Source organism: Schauerella aestuarii (genome assembly GCF_009866805.1).
Lineage (GTDB): Bacteria > Pseudomonadota > Gammaproteobacteria > Burkholderiales > Burkholderiaceae_B > Schauerella > Schauerella aestuarii.
This window is the reverse complement of record NZ_SIZW01000041.1, coordinates 337,473-353,992: the sequence shown is the minus strand read 5'-3', so window position 1 is coordinate 353,992 and position 16,520 is coordinate 337,473. Positions and strand designations below refer to the sequence as shown.

The following is a 16,520-nucleotide window of genomic DNA, read 5'->3' as shown; positions in this document are numbered from 1 at the left end:
TTTCAGTAATTACTGAAATTATCGAACATCCAGGAAAGCAACGCAAGCGAACGTAACGGGGTCCCGCCCAACGTTGTGTTGAGACGACGGACGTGAAGCTACGCCTGACTGGGGAGCAGCGCTTTGATATTGCGCAAGAAAAAGCGCGGCATCGCCGCGCTTGAGGGAAAACTTACGTTTGGTTGGCCGTCACACGATGACGCGCACCTTGGCAGACGCGCGTTTCGCCTTGGCGCGTGCGGACTCGACGTCGTCCGCCACGGCGAGCGCCACGCCCATGCGGCGCTTGACGAACGACTCGGGTTTACCGAATAGCCGAATATCGGTGCCGGCCTCGGACAACGCATCGGCCACCCCTTCGAACACCACGCCACGCGCGTCCACGCCGCCGTAGATCACGCTGCTGGCACCGGGCTGGCGCAAGGCGGTGTCCACGGGTAATCCCAGCAACGCGCGCGCATGCAGCTCGAATTCGTTTTGTGCCTGGGTGGCCATCGTGACCATGCCGGTGTCGTGCGGACGCGGGCTGACCTCAGAAAACCAGACCTCGTCGCCGGCCACAAACAGTTCGACGCCGAAAATGCCCAGGCCGCCCAACTCGCCGGTCACTGCACGCGCCACCTCGCGGGCACGATCCAGGGCCGCAGGCGACATGGCGCACGGTTGCCAGCTTTCCACATAGTCGCCGTCGACTTGCACGTGACCGATGGGATCGCAGAAATAAGTGTCTACTTCACCCGCGGCATTGCGGGCGCGCACGGTCAACAATGTAATTTCGTAGTCGAAACGGATAAAGCCTTCGACAATGGCGCGGCCTTTGCCCACCCGGCCGCCCTCCTGCGCGTATTGCCAGGCAGTCGCCACATCGGCGTCAGACTTGAGCACCGACTGCCCTTTGCCGGACGACGACATCACCGGTTTGACGACGCAGGGATAGCCGATGCCGTCGCCAATCGCCGCGCGCAGTTCCTCTTCGGTGTCGACGAATCGGTAAGGTGACGTGGGCAAGCCGAGCGTCTCGGCGGCCAGGCGGCGGATGCCTTCGCGATTCATCGTGAGCTGCGCGGCGCGTGCGGTGGGCGTGACGCGCACCTCGCCGGCGGCTTCGAGTTCGACCAACAGATCGGTCGCAATCGCTTCGATTTCCGGCACGATGACGTCGGGACGCTCAGCGGCGATCACCGCGCGCAGTGCGGCGGCGTCCGTCATCGACACCACATGGGCGCGGTGCGCCACCTGATGGCCCGGGGCGTCGGCGTAACGATCCACGGCAATTACCTCCACACCCAACCGTTGCAGCGCGATGATGACTTCCTTACCCAGCTCGCCGGAGCCCAGCAGCATGACGCGGGTGGCACGGGAGGAAAGGGGCGAGCCCAACACGGGAGCGGGATAAGCGGTCATGGGGTGTCTTCAGAAAACAAGGCGGAGAGGCTTGGATCAGCCCGGAAAAGGTGGCCGACAGAATGCCATAGCCCTCGCATAGCGGCAAATCCTGCGCCTGACGCCAAGCTGAGATTAAAATCCCGCCATGAAAGCTCTTTCCGCTGCAACTCCTGACGCCATGCTGGCTTCCGCGCGACGCACTCTGGCTGTGGAAGCCGAGGCCATCGTTGCGCTGCAAGCGCGGCTCGACAACGCCTTCGTGCGCGCCGCACAGCTCATCCTCGCCTGCCCCGGCCGCGTGGTCGTGAGCGGCATCGGCAAAACCGGCCATATCGCGCGCAAGATCGCCGCCACGCTGGCCTCGACCGGCACCCCCGCATTCTTCCTGCATGCTGCCGAAGCCGTGCACGGCGATCTGGGCATGCTGACGAGCCAGGACGTGCTGCTGGCGATCTCCTACTCCGGCTCCGGCCAGGAGCTGCTGACGATCCTGCCGGCGGCACGGCGGCTGGGCGCGCCCGTCATCGCCATGACCGGCAATGCCGCCTCCGACCTGGCCCGCGATGCCGACGTGCATCTGGACGTGGGCGTGGCCAAGGAAGCCTGTCCGCTCAACCTCGCCCCCACGGCGAGCACCACGGTGGCGCTGGCGCTGGGCGACGCCCTCGCGGTGGCCTGCCTGGAAGCCCGCGGTTTCGGCAGCGAAGACTTTGCCCGCTCCCACCCGGGCGGAGCACTCGGGCGCCAATTGCTTACGCACGTCTCGGACGTCATGCGCGCAGGCGACGCCCTGCCCGTTGCGCAATTGGATGCCTCGATCTCGCACGTGCTCGAAATCATGTCCGCCAAAGGGATGGGCATGGCGATCGCCGTCGACCCCGGCAAGCGGCCGCAGGGCATCTTCACCGACGGCGACTTGCGGCGCCTGATCGAACGCCGGGGCGATATTCGCGGCCTGACGCTCGAATCCGTCATGACGCGCGATCCCCGCGTGATCGACCCGGACGCGCTGGCCGCCACGGCCGCCCGCGAAATGGACGATGGCCGCATTACGCAAATGCTTGTTTGCGACCAGGAAGGCGTATTGATCGGCGCCTTGCATATGCACGATTTGATGGCAGCGAAAGTGATATGACCACCTTGATGACCGGTACCCCCAGCCCCACACACCCCGTCGACGCGCTGGTTCTGGCCCGCGTGGCGCCCGCCGTGCGCGAACGTGCCGCAGCAGTACGCCTGATGGTGTTCGATGTGGACGGCGTCATGACCGACGGCAGCCTGTACTATGGCGAGCACGGCGAAACGCTCAAGCGCTTTCATGTGCTCGACGGGCATGGCTTGCGCCTCCTGCGTGAAGGTGGCCTTGCGGTGGCCTTCGTGACCGGGCGTTCGGGTCCGATTCTGGCGCGCCGCGCCGCGGAGCTCGGCATTTCGGACGTCATGCAAGGCGTGCGCGACAAAGGTGCGGCGCTGGCGGAACTGGCGCAGCGTATTGGCGTCTCACTATCAGAGACAGGATTTATGGGAGACGACATCATCGATTTGTCCGCTCTGCAACGTGCCGGGTTTGCGGCCAGCGTGCCCAACGCCCCGGCCTACGTGGCGCAATCGGCCCATTGGATTTCGACGTTGCCCGGCGGCAACGGCGCGGTACGCGAGTGCTGCGACCTGCTCCTGGCCGCCCGCGGGCGCCTGGGCGCGTTCCTGTCGTCCCCGGGGCTGCTCGGCCCTGGCGCCATCCAATAAACATGAATTGCGAACGGATGCATGAGAGATAGATTTCCTACGCTGATCGCACTGCTGCTGCTTCTGGTGCTGGTCGCCGGCACGTGGTGGGCGGCCGACTACGCACAGCGCTCCATCGCGGTGGATCCGCCGCGCCGGCTTACCCATGAGATGGATTCGTGGTCGCGTAACTTCGTCATGTTGCGCACCGATCCTGCCGGCATTCCGATCAATCGCCTCGAAGGCGATTATCTGCAGCATTTCCCCGACGACGATTCTTACGACATCGAGACGCCACGCGCGTTCGGCGTCCAACCGGACACCCCCGTCACAGTCGCCACGTCGAAAACCGCCACAATGGACAAAGGCGGCTCGCGCATCGTGATGAACGGCGATGCGCACGTCCACCGCAAGGCCGACGCCGAGCGCGACGCCCTCGATGTGCGCAGCCAGTCGTTGACCGTGCTGCCGGACGATAATGTGGTCGAGACCGCATTGCCGGCGCAGGTCACGCAAGGCCGTTCGGTCATGAACGGCACCGGCATGCATTACGACAACAATTCGCGCCAGTTGCAGGTGTTTTCTTCCAGCGATGTGACGATCGATGGCGCGCAGACGCGACGCCGCAACGCGACGACCCTCCCTCCTTCCACGCCCCGACAACCATGACCCAGAATCGCCCCCTCCGTCCTCACGCATGGCTCGCCGGTGCGGCACTCTGCGCCACGCTGATGGCCGGCGCCGCGTACGCCGCACAACCGGCGCCTGCCGCCGGCGCGAAGCCTGCCGGTGCCACCTCCGGCGCCAAACCGGCGGCCGAAGAGCCGAGCACGCTGATTCTGTCCGATACCCTCAAGTACGACGACCTAAAGAAGATCAGCACGTTCACCGGCAATGTGGTGATGACGCGCGGCCTGATGAAACTGACGTCCGACACGCTCGAAATGCGCGAATTGCCGGACGGCAACCAGCAAGGCACGGCCACAGCCAATAAGGGCAAGCTCGTCGAGATTCGCCAGGAACGCCCTGAAACGTTCGAAACCGTGGTCGGCACCGGCTTGCGCGCCGAGTATGACGACAAGAAAAAGCAATTCGACCTGATCGGACAGGCCATCGTCACCCGCTATGCCTGCGGCAAACCCTTCGACAGCATCCGCGGCGAACGCGTGCGCTATATCGAATCCACCGGCACCTATGAAGCCATGGGCGGACCCGATTCCTCCGCGGCCGGCGGGCGCGTGCGCTCCGTGGCCGAGCCGCGTGCCAAGTCGGACGCTGCCATCGCGGCCTGCCGCCAATCGAAAGCTCCCGCGCCCAAGGCGCCCTGAAGCGGCCGCGCCGTCGTCACCCAATCCTTTGCAGCATGACTCAAACAACTTCCACGCAAGCCACCGCCCTGTCCAGCACCGACGTCAAACAAGGGCGTCTGGTTGCGACGGGTCTTCGCAAAACCTACGGCGGGCGCACGGTCGTTCAGGACGTGTCGCTATCGGTCGATAGCGGCGAAGTGGTGGGGCTGCTCGGCCCCAACGGCGCTGGCAAAACCACGAGCTTCTACATGATCGTGGGTCTCGTACCCGCCGATGCCGGCCGGATCGAGATCGACGGCAGCCCCATCACCTCCATGCCCATCCACAAGCGGGCGCGCATGGGGCTATCGTATCTGCCGCAGGACGCCTCGGTATTCCGGCGGTTGACGGTCGAGCAGAATATTCGCGCCGTGCTCGAGCTGCAACGCGACGAGCACGACAAAACGCTCAAGACGCCCCAGGTCAACGAGCGCCTCGAAGCGCTGCTGGAAGAGCTGCAGATCACGCACATTCGCTCCAACACGGCCATCTCGCTTTCCGGGGGCGAGCGCCGCCGCGTGGAGATCGCCCGCGCCTTGGCGACGGCGCCGCGCTTCATCCTGCTCGATGAGCCGTTTGCCGGCGTGGACCCCATCGCGGTGATCGAAATTCAGCGGATCGTGCGCTTTCTGAAAAGCCGCGGCATCGGCGTGCTGATCACCGATCACAACGTGCGCGAAACGCTCGGCATCTGCGACCGCGCCTACATCATCTCGGAAGGCAAGGTGCTTACGGATGGGCATCCCGACGAGATCGTGGGCGACCCCGCCGTTCGGCGCGTTTACCTGGGCGAACATTTCAAGATGTGATGCTCGCAATCCAATGGTTTCACGCCGCGGGCCCGCGCGCTATGAGCGCCGGGCCCGCGCCACATTTAGAAGGTTTTGGGGGCTTGTGCGAGCGGCCAAAGCCTATACACTAGTTACTCGTTCATCGATATGACAGGAGCTTGCCTTACGACGTCATGCGCAGTTTTGCGCACCCTTTATCTTTGATAGGAGAGCACCCTATGAACCTGAGTATTTGCGGTCGTCACCTTGAAGTCTCCCCAGCTGTTCGTGAGTACGTCATGAACAAATTGGCGCGTGTGCTACGGCACTTCGACCATGTCATCGACACCCAGGTCATCCTATCGGCCGAGCCACTGCGACACAAAGCAGAAGTCACCATGCGGCTTAGCGGCAAGGACATTCATTGCGAGGCAACGGAAGAGAATCTGTATGCCGCCATCGATCTGCTTGCCGACAAACTCGATCGACAGGTCATCAAACACAAGGACAAGGTACAGAACCATGCGGCAGAGCCCGCCAAGCGGCAAATTGTGGCCCCCGTTGTCTAGAGGCCATCGCGCTTGAGCGACATGCATGCGCATTTGCGTTCTGTGTGACTTTTTGATTTGTTCTGATGGTTCCGATGCTCCGCCGCTCGCGCGGACATCGGCCAACAGCCCCCTGCAAACAACTCCTCGCTATCTCTTGCAACGTCGGCCAATGTGCTCCCCCAAATGGGTGGCAGCGACTCATCCCGAAACGTTTTTTGCACCGCGACATACTCCCCATATAATGTGTTCATGAACCATTTGTCGCGCATTCTGCCCGCCAGCAACGTCCTGCTCGATCTGGCTGCAACCAGTAAAAAGCGGGCCTTCGAGCAAGCCGGGCTTCTCTTTGAAAATCATCACGGATTGACCCGTGCCGTCGTCTTCGACAGCCTGTTCGCACGCGAACGTCTGGGCTCGACCGCACTGGGCCAGGGTGTGGCCGTGCCTCATGGCCGCGTCAAGGGCCTGGACCAGGCGCTCGCCGCGTTTATCCGCCTCGAGCAGCCCGTGTCGTTCGATGCCCCGGATGGTCAGCCCGTCACGCTGCTGCTCTTCCTGTTGGTGCCCGAAAACGCCACGCAACAGCATCTGGATATCCTGGCCGAGTTGGCGCAGTTGATGTCCAACAAACCCTTGCGCCACGCCCTGGTGTCCGAAACCGATCCCGCTGTGGTTCATCGGATGCTGACCACCGGCGAACTCTGAGTTCTCAGCCATGCTTACCGTTCAGGATCTCGTTCGCGATAACGCCGAAAGCATTCCGTTTACGTGGATCGCCGGCGCCGACGCTGCGGACCGGCCGATCCCGGATGACGGCATGGCTGCCGCCGATCTCGTCGGCCACCTGAACCTCATTCATCCCTCGCGCATCCAGGTGTTCGGCCAGGTCGAATTGTCGTACTACACCCGTATCGACATGCGCCGCCGCATGCATCACATGGACGAGCTGCTGATCGGCGGTGTGCCGGCCATTCTGCTCGGCGATGGGTTGAGCCCGCCGCAAGACCTGATCGACCAGTGCGAGCAGCACCATGTGCCGCTGATGTCCACACCGGTACCTGCGGCGCAATTGATCGATCTGTTGCGCATCTATTTCGGCAAGAAGCTCGCCCCCACCACCACGGTGCATGGTGTGTTTCTCGACGTGCTGGGACTGGGCGTGCTGATCACCGGCGAGTCGGGCCTCGGCAAGAGCGAACTGGCGCTCGAATTGATTTCGCGCGGCCATGGCCTGGTGGCGGACGATGCCGTCGAATTCTCGCGCACGGCCCCGAATTACATCGAAGGCCACTGCCCCGAACTGCTGCGCAATCTGCTCGAAGTGCGCGGATTGGGACTGCTCGATATCCGCACCATCTTCGGTGAGACCTCGGTACGCCGCAAGATGCGCTTGAAGCTCATCGTGCACCTGGTGCGTGCTACCGCACAAGACAAATTCGAACGCTTGCCCCTGCAAGACATTACCCAGGACATGCTGGGATTGCCCATTCGCAAGGTCATGCTGCAAGTGGCTGCAGGCCGCAACCTGGCGGTGCTGGTCGAAGCGGCCGTACGCAACACGATCTTGAAGTTGCGCGGCATCGATACGCTGGGCGAATTCATGGAACGCCAGGCCATGGCGATCCTGGAAGGCAGCAAGTAAGAAGGCCTTACTGGCCGCGCGCGCGTTTGACCTCCAGCGACGTCACGGCGCTCGCTTCATTGCCCCAACTATTGCGGATGTACGTCGTCAACGCAGCGATGTCGTTGTCATTGAGCACCTGACCGTAGGGCGGCATGCCGTGCGGACGCGGATTGGCGGCAGTCGATGCGGCATAGCCACCATCGAGCACCATGCGAATGGCGTTGATGGGCGACGGCGCCGTCACCGAAAGATTGCCGGCCAGCGGGGGCCAGGCGGTGCCGCTGCCTTCGCCGTTGGCTTGATGACACTGCACGCAGTACTGCCGATAACGTTGCGCGCCGATGTCCATCGTGGCTTGCGATGGCCGCGCACCGGTGCTTGGCCTAGCGCTCGCCGGCAATGATTTCAAGTACTGCGCGATCGCATCGGCATCTTCCGCCGTCAGATACTGCGTACTGCCGGTCACCACCTCCACCATCGGTCCGGAAGCCGCCCCGCGCGCCGATACCCCGGAGGTCAATAACGCGGCGATATCCGCACGCGACCATTGTCCAAGCCCGGTGGCTGTGTCGCCGGTGAGTGGCGGTGCGTACCAACCCAGACCGTCGATCATGGCGCCGCCCAACGGCGCGCCTGCGACACTCGCGCCTAGACTGTTGCGCGCCGTATGACAGGCCGCACAGTGTCCCGGCCCCTCGACCAGATAACGGCCGCGATTCCACGGCAACGATTGCGTGGCATCGGCCACCCACGTCTCAGCCTTGAAATACAGAGCCCGCCAGAAGGCCAGGAGCACGCGTTGATCGTAGGGGTAGGCGAGATCGTGCGGCCGACTGGCCTGATCGGACGCCGGCACCGTGCGCAGAAAGGCAAACAACGCATCGACGTCATCGCGCGGCATGCGCGTGTACTCGGTAAAGGGAAAGGCGGGATACAGCAACGTCCCATCCGGCGCCTTGCCGTTATGCAGGGCCTGCCAGAAATCGTCTTCCGTCCACGAGCCGATGCCATGCTCGGGATCGCTGGAGATGTTGGGTCCGTACAGCGTGCCGAACGCAGTGGGAATCGCAGTGCCGCCGGCGTAGGGCTGGCCGCCCGCGACCGTGTGACACGCCGCGCAGTTGCCCAGACGCGCCAGATAACGGCCGCGCTCGATGCGCGCCTCGGGCGGGTCGCTGGCCACCTTCGAATATGCCGGCGGTGCCGCGTCGTCGCGGATGCCGACCGTATACATCGCCGCCAGACCGGCGCCGGCCAGCACGATCACCGCCACACCCACGAGCAGCAGGCGCTTCATTGCGCACCCCCGGCGACCGGCATGGGAAAGGTTTGAGAGCCACAGGCCAATGGCAACGTCAGACTCGCCGCAGCCTCGGGCGCATAAGGCTCGGGCACCGGCAAGGACGACAGCCAGGCCGCCACCGCGGCGACGTCTTCAGGCGTCAACCGTTTGGACACCTCGGCCATGCAATCGGGCTCGGCGGCGCGGCGCAGGTCGCCTCGCCAACTGCCGATCTGCGCGCCGATGTAATCCCGCGGCAATCCCAACAGCCCCGGAATCGCAGGTGCCAGCCCGCTGAGCCTGGCGCCATGGCACGCCACACACGCCGGCACATCGCGCGCCGGGTCGCCCTGCTGTGTGAGCATCCGTCCCCGCTCGAGCAGCGAGGATGAGGCCGGGCCGCGCGCGGGCGCAGGATACGGCGCATGCTGTGCGGCGAAGTAGCCGGCGATCTCGTACAAGTACGCATCCGGAAGCGGTGCGAGCAAATGCGTCATCGGCCGATAGATGCGATCGCCATCGCGAAAATGCAGCAGTTGCTGATACAGATAATCCTGCGGTTTGCCGGCCAGGCGCGGGTAGTAGCCGTCGGCGCCGGCGCGGCCCTGCTCGCCATGACAGGCGGTACAGGCTGCCACGCGCGCGGCCATGGTGTTGGGACGAAGCGAGCCGGACGACGGTGCCGGATCGCCTGCCGCTGCCGTCGTTGCCGTGACGGGTGCGATCGCCGGCGCGGCCGACGCGCTGGACGCGTTTGCCGCATTCGTGTCACTCATCGCACTCACCGCACTGAACGCGTTGGACTGCGCAGCGGCATGTTGCGTGAGGGCTGCGCTCTGACAGGCGAGCGCCAGCAGCAGCGTGTGCATCGCCCAGCGCGAGCGAGAACAACGGAACGATCGAAGCATACTCACCCACCAAATCGTGCTGCGCGCCGATGGCGCGACATGCGCAAAACATGCGCGATCGGCCAGTGTAGGCCAATGTGTGACAACGCGCGGTGACAGCACTTCCAAAAATCATGCACAATCATGCCCATGTTGAGCGTCGTCCTACTCACCGGTATTTCCGGCTCCGGCAAGTCGGTTGCCCTGCGCATGCTTGAAGACGCGGGTTATATCTGCGTCGACAACCTGCCTGTGCGCTTCTTGTCCGAATTCATCGCCAATGCGCGTAACGATCCGTCGATGCGCCGCGTTGCCGTCGCCATCGATGTCCGATCGCCTGGCGAACTCGTCGAGCTTCCTGCGGTGATCGCGTCGCTGCGCGCGCTCAATACCAATCTGCGCGCGGTGTTTCTTGACGCAGACGACAATACGCTTCTGCAGCGCTACTCCGAATCGCGCCGCCGCCATCCCCTCACGGATCGGCTGCGTCTGGCCAACAAGCCGGCCTCGCTGCATGACTGCATTGCGCTGGAGCGCGAACTGCTCGCGTCCATGCGCGAGGAAGGTCATGTCATCGACACGTCCGACCTCACGCCAGGGCAACTGCGCGCGTGGATGCGCGATCTGATCCAGACGGATCGTCCGCCGCTGGTGCTCACCTTCGAATCGTTCGCATACAAACGCGGCGTGCCGCGCGATGCGGATCTGGTGTTCGACGTGCGCTGCCTGCCCAATCCTCATTACGATCGCGCCCTGCGCCCGCTCACCGGGCGCGACAAGCCCGTGGCCGACTGGCTCGAAACCTTCGACAGCGTGGCCGAGATGATCGACGACATCGCCGCGTTCATGCGCAAATGGTTGCCGCAATACATCCAGGACACGCGCAGTTATCTCACGGTGGGCATCGGCTGCACCGGTGGCCAGCATCGTTCGGTGTATGTGGTCGAGAAGCTGGCCGAGCGTTTTGCCGACCATCAACCGCTCCTGGTGCGCCATCGCCGGCAACTGCCGGCCGAAACGGAATGAGCGCGCGTTCAGGCCACGCCCGACGCTGGTTCGGGCTGGCGGGAACCGTTCTGCTTGCACTGGCCATCGCGGGCTGCGGCACGAGCGGCGGCGGTAAGAAGCGCGGCGGCGGCTATTACAAGGACGATGGCCCGGGCACCGACATCCCATCCGATATCGACAATATCCCCGATGCCGTGCCGCGCATCGAGCCCTTTGCCAGCGGCGCCAACAAGCCCTATGTGGTGTTCGGCAAGCGCTACGTGCCCGATACCAGCAACTCGGCGTACAAGCGTCGCGGCTTGGCCTCCTGGTACGGCAAGAAATTTCACGGCAACTCGACCTCCATCGGCGAGTCGTACAACATGTACAGCATGACGGCAGCGCACACCACGTTGCCGCTGCCCAGCTATGCCCGCGTCACCAGCATGATCAACGGCAAATCGGTCATCGTGCGCGTCAACGATCGCGGCCCCTTTCACGACGATCGCATCATGGATCTGTCTTACGCGGCTGCGCATCGGCTGGGTATCGTCGGCCCCGGTAGTGGTGAAGTCGTGGTCGAACGGTTGATGCCCGATGAAATCCGCATGATGGCAGCCGGCGGCTCGAGCGCGCCGGCACCTGCGGCCCCGCCAGTGATGGCCGGCGCTCCGGCAGCCACCCCCATCTATGCCGGCAGCCCGACGATGACGAGCAATCTTGATGTGCCGTCCTCGTCGCCCCCGCCACTGCCGGCAGACCTCACGCCCGGGCCGGCAACGACATCGTTCGAGGGCGACCGGGCATCATCGGCGCCCGCGCCCCTGCCACCGCCCGCGCCGGCCTATACGCCTCCCCCGGCAGCCGTGGCATCTGCCTCGGCCGCTTCGGGCAGCGGCGTGTTTCTGCAGCTGGGGGCTTTCAGCCAGCCGGCCAATGCGCAAACGCTGGTGTCCCGGGTCAACGGCGAGATGGCCGGCCAGACGCCGCCCGCAATGCTCGAACCTTCCGGCGACAGCCTGTACCGGGTGAAACTCGGTCCGTTCGCCAGCCGCGAAGCCGCCCTGTCGGCCGCACAAACGGTACATGCCCGCACCGGCATCATGCCGAGCCTGGCCTTGCCGTAATCGTCTGCCTGCGCTGAATCGACGCCCGTTGTGAACGTCAACGCGTCGCGCAATGCCGGCGAGTGCCCTACGCACCGGCGCCTGCCGTCTTCTTGGTTTCGGCCTCGAGCGAGCGCCAGCGCCCGCCCCGGCATGTACCTGGAGCGCCAGTCAGTCCTATTCCTCAGCGTCGTCCGTTTCGCCGGCAGCCTTGCGTGCCAGCGCCTGCCGATAAAGCGCATCGCGCGACAGCCCGGTGATGTCGGCCGCAACGCGCGCGGCGTCGCGCACGGATAAGCGCGACAACAACGCATCGAGCAGCGTGTCGCGATTCCACGTGCCGGACGTGGCAAGTAAGTCCTCATCGTCCGTTGGCGCCGCGATCACAGGCGCGGCGTGCAGAATGAGCACGAACTCGCCTTGCTCGCGATGAGCATCGCCATCCAGCCACGCGATGGCCTCGTCCAGTGCCACCGTCGCAATCTCTTCGAAGCGCTTCGTGAGCTCGCGCGCAATCGTGAGCCGGCGCGTCGGCCCGCATACCTCGCGCAGATCGCCCACGGTGGCGCGCAATCGATGCGGCGACTCGAAAAAGACGACCGGGGCCGGCAAGGCCGACCATTGCTTGAGCCACCGCACACGCGCCGTGGACTTGGGCGGCGCAAAGCCCGCAAAAGCGAAGGCGGGATTCTCATCGGTCGTGACGCCGCTGCCCATCAGCGCGGTGATCACGGCGCTGGGGCCTGGAATCGGGATCACAGGCAGGCCGCGCTCGCGCACCGCACGCACCACTCGGGCGCCGGGATCGCTGACGGCAGGCGCACCGGCATCGGACACCAACGCCACGCGCTCGCCGGCCTCGAGCCGGGCGCAAATGGCTTCGGCGGCAGTGGCTTCGTTGTGGCGATGGGCCGCGATCAACGGCGTGCCGATGCCCCAGGCCTCGCACAACGTGCGGGTGGCGCGCGTATCTTCGGCGGCAATCACATCGGCGTGCGCCAATGCATGCCATGCGCGCAATCCGATGTCGCCCAGATTGCCGATGGGCGTGGCCACCACGTAAAGCGCCCCGCGCGGCCAATGCTGCTGCACGACGCGCTCGGCTTGGCGTTGCCAGATCTCGCCGGTGGGCGACAAAGGGAGAGTTTGATTCATTGCGGCGCGCGTCACGTAAAAGATGTGCCAGTGTAGACGCCCGGGGTACTTTGCCCGCTTTCTCACGTGTTCTCGTGCCGCAGACCGTACCTCCCGTTCCGCCAGAAATGGCGACGCCAGACGCTCAGCCTACGGCGCCTGCGTCGCTCGCTGAGCCTGGGTTACCCACCGATCACGCCACCGCCTTTGCCGCGGCCCAACAGGCGCAGGCGCGAGCGCTCAAGGCGCAGCAACGGCAGCGCAAGCGACGCGAGGCCGCAGACAAAAAGCGCGCCACGGCGCCGGCCACACCCCAATCGTCGGCGGGATCGGCACCCCAGCGGGTGCAGGCAGCGCACTCACTGTCGACGTCGCCGACCTGCCGGCCACCCGCCGTGCCGACAGCCGCCCAACAGCGCGGCATGCAAACCGAGGCGGCTGCGCTGCGGCTGATCGAAGATGCCGGCTTGCAGTGCCTGGCGCGCAACCTCTGGTGCCCGTTGGGCGAAATCGATCTGGTCGCCCGCGACGGCGACGACCTCGTCTTCATCGAAGTGCGCGCACGCCAGGCCGCCCGGTTTGGCGGGGCCGCCGGCAGCGTGGGTACGGCCAAGCAACGGCGCCTGATACGGGCGGCACAGTGGTTCCTCCCCGCCCTCGCACGTCGCGCGTTCCGGGGCCGCACGCCGTGCTGCCGCTTCGATGTGATCGCGTTCGAAGGCGATCGCGTCCATTGGCTACGCAGTGCGTTTACACGTTGACGAGGCTGCGCAGCCGCTGCGCGCGCGTGAGATAATGCGCGCCATGGATATGACCTCTCGCATGGCGTCGCATTTCACCGATGCCGTCCAGGCTTTCGAAGATAGCCGCACCGCACTCGTGGATCCGCTTGCCCAGGCGGTGGATCTGATGTTTGCCGCGCTCGCCAATAATGGCAAGATTCTCGCCTGTGGCAACGGCGGCTCGGCGGCCGATGCACAACACTTCATTGCCGAACTCGTCGGCCGCTTCGAACGCGAGCGCCTGCCGCTCGCCGGTATCGCCCTCAACGTGGATACCTCGATCATGACCGCCGTCGGCAACGACTACGGTTTTGACGAAATCTTCGAGCGGCAGGTAAATGCGCTGGGGCAAGCCGGTGACGTGCTGGTGTGCATTTCCACCAGCGGCAATTCGGCCAACGTGCTGCGGGCCGTGGGCGCTGCGCACGAGCGCGACATGCACATCGTGGCGCTGTCGGGCAAGGATGGCGGCGTGCTGGGGGAACTCATGACGTCAAACGACGTCCATCTCTGCGTGCCCCACGATCGCACGATGCGTATCCAGGAAGTTCACATATTGCTGTTGCACGCCTTGTGCGACGGCATCGATGCATTGCTGTTGGGAGATTCCGAATGACGACGATCCGCCGCAAATCCTACGTTCGCCCGCTGGCGCTCGCCCTCATGTTGGCAGCCGGGGCTGCATCGCTCACCGCGTGCGTTCCGCTGGTCGTCGGTGGTGCCGCCGCTGGATCGGCAGTCGTGATTACCGATCGCCGGTCGTCAGGCACGCAGCTCGACGATCAAAACATCGAGTTCAAGGTGCAAAGCCTGATGCGCCAGAATTTCGGTGATACCTCGCGCATCAATGCCACGGCCTACAACGGCCGGTTGTTGCTGTCGGGCGATGCCGCCAACGAGAGTGTGAAGGCCAAGGCCACCGATGTCGCCCGCGGCGTGCAAAACGTGAAGGTGGTGTACAACCAGCTCAACGTCGGCTTCACCCGCGACTTCAGCGGGCGCACGAGCGACACCTGGATCACATCCAAGGTGAAGTCGGCCCTCTTGAACACCAAGTTCGTACCCTCGGCCACGATCGTGACCACGACCGACGCCAATGTGGTCTATCTGCTGGGCAAGGTTACCGAGAAGGAAAGCCAGTACGCCGGCAATGCCGCAGCAGGCGTGAGCGGCGTGAAGCGGGTGGTCAAGCTCTTCGAGATCATCACACGCGACGAGGCCGTGGCACTGTCCGGCAGCGAAGCGGGCGACGACAAGAACAAGTCCGAGCCCAAAGCCGAGCAAACGCCCGCGCCGATCGAGAACGGCTCCGGCAATAACCTCACTGCGCCCACCGGCGGTTCAGGCGGCGTGGAAGCGATGCCCATCCGATGAAAAAGCTCATCCTCGTTCTGACCGTGGCGGTGATCGCCGGCATCGGCTCGTGGTTCGTCTGGCGGCCGGTGCAGGCCGCGCCCGACGTCACGTTCACCGGGCTGGACGGCAAGACCATGAGCATGCAAGACCTGCGCGGCAAGGTCGTGCTGGTCAAATTCTGGGCCACGAGCTGCGTGACCTGTGTGGCGCAGATGCCCGACACCATTGCCAACTACAACACCTATTCGCCCAAGGGCTTCGAGACCGTTGCGGTGGCGATGCAGTACGACCCGCCCAATTACGTGCTCAATTACGCGCAGACGCGCAAGTTGCCGTTCATGGTGTCGGTGGATGCCAAGGGCGAGCTCGCGCGCGCCTTCGGCGACGTGAAACTCACGCCCACGGCCTTTCTGATCGACAAGCAAGGTCACATCATCAAGCGCTATCTGGGTGAGTACGACAAAGGCGAATTCCAGGCCACGGTCCAGAAAGCGCTCGCCGCAGGCTGACCGCTGCCACGCAGGTCGTTGTGCTCACACGGGGGGCACAATCGCAGGCATCTGGTGCGCATCGCTGATGCACGCCTCGATATACGCCCCCGCCCTACACCCCACAACGAAAAACGCGCTGCCCTCGTTCCAGAGGCCAGCGCGTTTTTACATTCCGGCAGCCAGCAATCGGTGCCGGCGGTTCCGCCGCGTCGGATCAGAACGCGGGCACGATGGCGCCCTTGTACTGCTTCTCGATGAAGGCTTTCACTTCGGGCGTGTGCAGCGCCTCAACCAATTTCTTCACGTCGGGCGAATCGCGATTGTCGGTACGCGTGACGATCAGATTGGCGTAAGGTGAATCCGAACCCTCGATGAACAAGGCATCTTTGGTAGGCACCAGGCCCGCTTCCAGCGCGTAGTTGGTATTGATCAGCGCGAGATCCACATCATCGAGCGAACGCGGCAGCATCGCGGCCTCGAGCTCGCGGAACTTCAGCCCCTTGGGATTATCCGTGATATCGATCGGCGTGGCGGTGATGTTGCTCGGATCCTTGAGCTTGATCAGGCCGTTCTTCTGCAGGAGCAGGAGCGCCCGGCCGCTATTGGACGGGTCGTTGGGGATGGCCACGGTTGCGCCTTGCTTCAGGTCGCCCACAGCCTTGACCTTCTTGGAGTACGCGCCAAACGGCTCGACGTGGATGGCGCCCACCGACACGAGCGTGGCGCCGCGATCCTTGTTGAACGTGTCCAGATAGGGCTGGTGCTGGAAAAAATTAGCATCCAATTGTTTATCGGCGACCTGCAGATTGGGCTGAACGTAGTCGCTGAACACCTTGATATCCAGATCGACCCCTTCCTTCTTGAGCTGCGGCTTCACGAACTCGAGCAACTGGGCATGCGGCACCTCGGAGGCGGCGATGTGCAGGGTGCCGGCTTGCGCGCCTGCGGCGAACAAGAGCGTTGAGGCCAGCAAGGCCCGAGTGAGTGCCGAAATGCGCATTGAAATGTCTCCTGATGATGAAACGCCGAGGTTCGAAGCGTCGGTTCACGCACTGTAACGCAAGGTGCGAAACCACTTGTTATAACGATA

The 16,520-nt window shown here is 64.2% G+C and carries 19 protein-coding genes; 14 read left to right on the top strand and 5 right to left on the bottom strand.

Annotated elements, in window-relative coordinates; all coding sequences use genetic code 11:
* Nucleotides 1-189 precede the first annotated feature (189 nt).
* On the bottom strand, nt 190-1,404 hold the full coding sequence (purT, locus tag EYW45_RS12550) for a formate-dependent phosphoribosylglycinamide formyltransferase (RefSeq protein ID WP_161135746.1): 1,215 nt from the start codon (nt 1,402-1,404) through the stop codon (nt 190-192).
* 127 nt (nt 1,405-1,531) lie between these two features.
* Here purT and EYW45_RS12545 point away from each other — a divergent pair, with 127 nt between their 5' ends.
* From EYW45_RS12545 to hprK, 8 genes are all read left to right on the top strand, one after another.
* Entirely contained in the window at nt 1,532-2,521 is a 990-nt protein-coding gene (locus tag EYW45_RS12545; RefSeq protein WP_161135745.1) for a KpsF/GutQ family sugar-phosphate isomerase, read from the top strand.
* An 8-nt stretch (nt 2,522-2,529) separates the two neighbouring features.
* Nucleotides 2,530-3,132, top strand: a complete 603-nt coding sequence (locus EYW45_RS12540; RefSeq protein ID WP_161136228.1) for a KdsC family phosphatase — start codon at nt 2,530-2,532, stop codon at nt 3,130-3,132.
* Between the two features lie 21 nt (nt 3,133-3,153).
* Nucleotides 3,154-3,780, top strand: a complete 627-nt coding sequence (gene lptC, locus EYW45_RS12535) for an LPS export ABC transporter periplasmic protein LptC (protein WP_161135744.1) — start codon at nt 3,154-3,156, stop codon at nt 3,778-3,780.
* The gene (gene lptA / locus EYW45_RS12530) at nt 3,777-4,439 is read left to right on the top strand and encodes a lipopolysaccharide transport periplasmic protein LptA (protein ID WP_202444694.1); all 663 of its coding nucleotides are present in this window, start codon (nt 3,777-3,779) and stop codon (nt 4,437-4,439) included. The genes lptC and lptA overlap by 4 nt, the downstream gene beginning before the upstream one ends.
* A gap of 35 nt (nt 4,440-4,474) precedes the next feature.
* Nucleotides 4,475-5,269: an LPS export ABC transporter ATP-binding protein gene (lptB, locus tag EYW45_RS12525; RefSeq protein WP_161135743.1), complete on the top strand. Its 795-nt coding sequence runs from the start codon at nt 4,475-4,477 to the stop codon at nt 5,267-5,269.
* Between the two features lie 200 nt (nt 5,270-5,469).
* The gene (gene hpf, locus EYW45_RS12520; RefSeq protein ID WP_161135742.1) at nt 5,470-5,799 is read left to right on the top strand and encodes a ribosome hibernation-promoting factor, HPF/YfiA family; all 330 of its coding nucleotides are present in this window, start codon (nt 5,470-5,472) and stop codon (nt 5,797-5,799) included.
* 231 nt (nt 5,800-6,030) lie between these two features.
* Complete coding sequence (locus tag EYW45_RS12515; protein WP_161135741.1) at nt 6,031-6,486, top strand: PTS sugar transporter subunit IIA; 456 nt, start codon at nt 6,031-6,033, stop codon at nt 6,484-6,486.
* Between the two features lie 10 nt (nt 6,487-6,496).
* The gene (hprK, locus tag EYW45_RS12510) at nt 6,497-7,423 is read left to right on the top strand and encodes an HPr(Ser) kinase/phosphatase (protein WP_161135740.1); all 927 of its coding nucleotides are present in this window, start codon (nt 6,497-6,499) and stop codon (nt 7,421-7,423) included.
* Between the two features lie 7 nt (nt 7,424-7,430).
* On the opposite strand, the gene EYW45_RS12505 is transcribed toward hprK, so the two are convergent.
* Nucleotides 7,431-8,702 carry a cytochrome c gene (locus EYW45_RS12505; RefSeq protein ID WP_161135739.1) on the bottom strand — a complete coding sequence of 424 codons (1,272 nt, stop codon included), beginning with the start codon at nt 8,700-8,702 and terminating at the stop codon, nt 7,431-7,433.
* Entirely contained in the window at nt 8,699-9,337 is a 639-nt protein-coding gene (locus tag EYW45_RS12500; RefSeq protein WP_235939058.1) for a c-type cytochrome, read from the bottom strand. Before EYW45_RS12500 ends, EYW45_RS12505 begins: the two co-directional genes overlap by 4 nt.
* A gap of 387 nt (nt 9,338-9,724) precedes the next feature.
* Here EYW45_RS12500 and rapZ point away from each other — a divergent pair, with 387 nt between their 5' ends.
* Both rapZ and EYW45_RS12490 read left to right on the top strand, forming a co-directional pair.
* Complete coding sequence (rapZ, locus tag EYW45_RS12495) at nt 9,725-10,600, top strand: RNase adapter RapZ (protein WP_161136225.1); 876 nt, start codon at nt 9,725-9,727, stop codon at nt 10,598-10,600.
* Nucleotides 10,597-11,688 carry a septal ring lytic transglycosylase RlpA family protein gene (locus EYW45_RS12490; RefSeq protein ID WP_161135738.1) on the top strand — a complete coding sequence of 364 codons (1,092 nt, stop codon included), beginning with the start codon at nt 10,597-10,599 and terminating at the stop codon, nt 11,686-11,688. The genes rapZ and EYW45_RS12490 overlap by 4 nt, the downstream gene beginning before the upstream one ends.
* A 156-nt stretch (nt 11,689-11,844) precedes the next feature.
* Here EYW45_RS12490 and rsmI read toward each other — a convergent pair whose 3' ends face one another.
* Complete coding sequence (rsmI, locus tag EYW45_RS12485; protein ID WP_161135737.1) at nt 11,845-12,822, bottom strand: 16S rRNA (cytidine(1402)-2'-O)-methyltransferase; 978 nt, start codon at nt 12,820-12,822, stop codon at nt 11,845-11,847.
* A gap of 74 nt (nt 12,823-12,896) precedes the next feature.
* Between rsmI and EYW45_RS24320 the strand changes: the two genes are divergently transcribed.
* Genes EYW45_RS24320 through EYW45_RS12465 form a run of 4 tightly spaced genes read left to right on the top strand, consistent with a single transcriptional unit; the run spans nt 12,897 to nt 15,448 of the window.
* Complete coding sequence (locus EYW45_RS24320; protein ID WP_328703625.1) at nt 12,897-13,562, top strand: YraN family protein; 666 nt, start codon at nt 12,897-12,899, stop codon at nt 13,560-13,562.
* A 43-nt stretch (nt 13,563-13,605) separates the two neighbouring features.
* Nucleotides 13,606-14,199 (top strand): phosphoheptose isomerase, encoded by a 594-nt coding sequence (locus EYW45_RS12475; RefSeq protein WP_161135736.1) that lies wholly within the window; start codon nt 13,606-13,608, stop codon nt 14,197-14,199.
* Nucleotides 14,196-14,957, top strand: a complete 762-nt coding sequence (locus EYW45_RS12470) for a BON domain-containing protein (RefSeq protein WP_161135735.1) — start codon at nt 14,196-14,198, stop codon at nt 14,955-14,957. Before EYW45_RS12475 ends, EYW45_RS12470 begins: the two co-directional genes overlap by 4 nt.
* A complete protein-coding gene (locus EYW45_RS12465) occupies nt 14,954-15,448 on the top strand; it encodes a peroxiredoxin family protein (protein WP_161135734.1) in 495 nt (164 codons plus the stop codon). Before EYW45_RS12470 ends, EYW45_RS12465 begins: the two co-directional genes overlap by 4 nt.
* Nucleotides 15,449-15,644: 196 nt before the next feature.
* On the opposite strand, the gene EYW45_RS12460 is transcribed toward EYW45_RS12465, so the two are convergent.
* On the bottom strand, nt 15,645-16,430 hold the full coding sequence (locus EYW45_RS12460) for a MetQ/NlpA family ABC transporter substrate-binding protein (RefSeq protein ID WP_161135733.1): 786 nt from the start codon (nt 16,428-16,430) through the stop codon (nt 15,645-15,647).
* Between the last annotated feature and the right edge of the window lie 90 nt (nt 16,431-16,520).

Bases quoted from the DNA above. Each gene is read 5' to 3' on its own strand.
- purT (WP_161135746.1), bottom strand. From the start codon at position 1,404: ATGACCGCTTATCCCGCTCCCGTGTTGGGCTCGCCCCTTTCCTCCCGT.
- EYW45_RS12545 (WP_161135745.1), top strand. From the start codon at position 1,532: ATGAAAGCTCTTTCCGCTGCAACTCCTGACGCCATGCTGGCTTCCGCG.
- EYW45_RS12540 (WP_161136228.1), top strand. From the start codon at position 2,530: ATGACCGGTACCCCCAGCCCCACACACCCCGTCGACGCGCTGGTTCTG.
- lptC (WP_161135744.1), top strand. From the start codon at position 3,154: ATGAGAGATAGATTTCCTACGCTGATCGCACTGCTGCTGCTTCTGGTG.
- lptA (WP_202444694.1), top strand. From the start codon at position 3,777: ATGACCCAGAATCGCCCCCTCCGTCCTCACGCATGGCTCGCCGGTGCG.
- lptB (WP_161135743.1), top strand. From the start codon at position 4,475: ATGACTCAAACAACTTCCACGCAAGCCACCGCCCTGTCCAGCACCGAC.
- hpf (WP_161135742.1), top strand. From the start codon at position 5,470: ATGAACCTGAGTATTTGCGGTCGTCACCTTGAAGTCTCCCCAGCTGTT.
- EYW45_RS12515 (WP_161135741.1), top strand. From the start codon at position 6,031: ATGAACCATTTGTCGCGCATTCTGCCCGCCAGCAACGTCCTGCTCGAT.
- hprK (WP_161135740.1), top strand. From the start codon at position 6,497: ATGCTTACCGTTCAGGATCTCGTTCGCGATAACGCCGAAAGCATTCCG.
- EYW45_RS12505 (WP_161135739.1), bottom strand. From the start codon at position 8,702: ATGAAGCGCCTGCTGCTCGTGGGTGTGGCGGTGATCGTGCTGGCCGGC.
- EYW45_RS12500 (WP_235939058.1), bottom strand. From the start codon at position 9,337: ATGGCCGCGCGCGTGGCAGCCTGTACCGCCTGTCATGGCGAGCAGGGC.
- rapZ (WP_161136225.1), top strand. From the start codon at position 9,725: ATGTTGAGCGTCGTCCTACTCACCGGTATTTCCGGCTCCGGCAAGTCG.
- EYW45_RS12490 (WP_161135738.1), top strand. From the start codon at position 10,597: ATGAGCGCGCGTTCAGGCCACGCCCGACGCTGGTTCGGGCTGGCGGGA.
- rsmI (WP_161135737.1), bottom strand. From the start codon at position 12,822: ATGAATCAAACTCTCCCTTTGTCGCCCACCGGCGAGATCTGGCAACGC.
- EYW45_RS12475 (WP_161135736.1), top strand. From the start codon at position 13,606: ATGGATATGACCTCTCGCATGGCGTCGCATTTCACCGATGCCGTCCAG.
- EYW45_RS12470 (WP_161135735.1), top strand. From the start codon at position 14,196: ATGACGACGATCCGCCGCAAATCCTACGTTCGCCCGCTGGCGCTCGCC.
- EYW45_RS12465 (WP_161135734.1), top strand. From the start codon at position 14,954: ATGAAAAAGCTCATCCTCGTTCTGACCGTGGCGGTGATCGCCGGCATC.
- EYW45_RS12460 (WP_161135733.1), bottom strand. From the start codon at position 16,430: ATGCGCATTTCGGCACTCACTCGGGCCTTGCTGGCCTCAACGCTCTTG.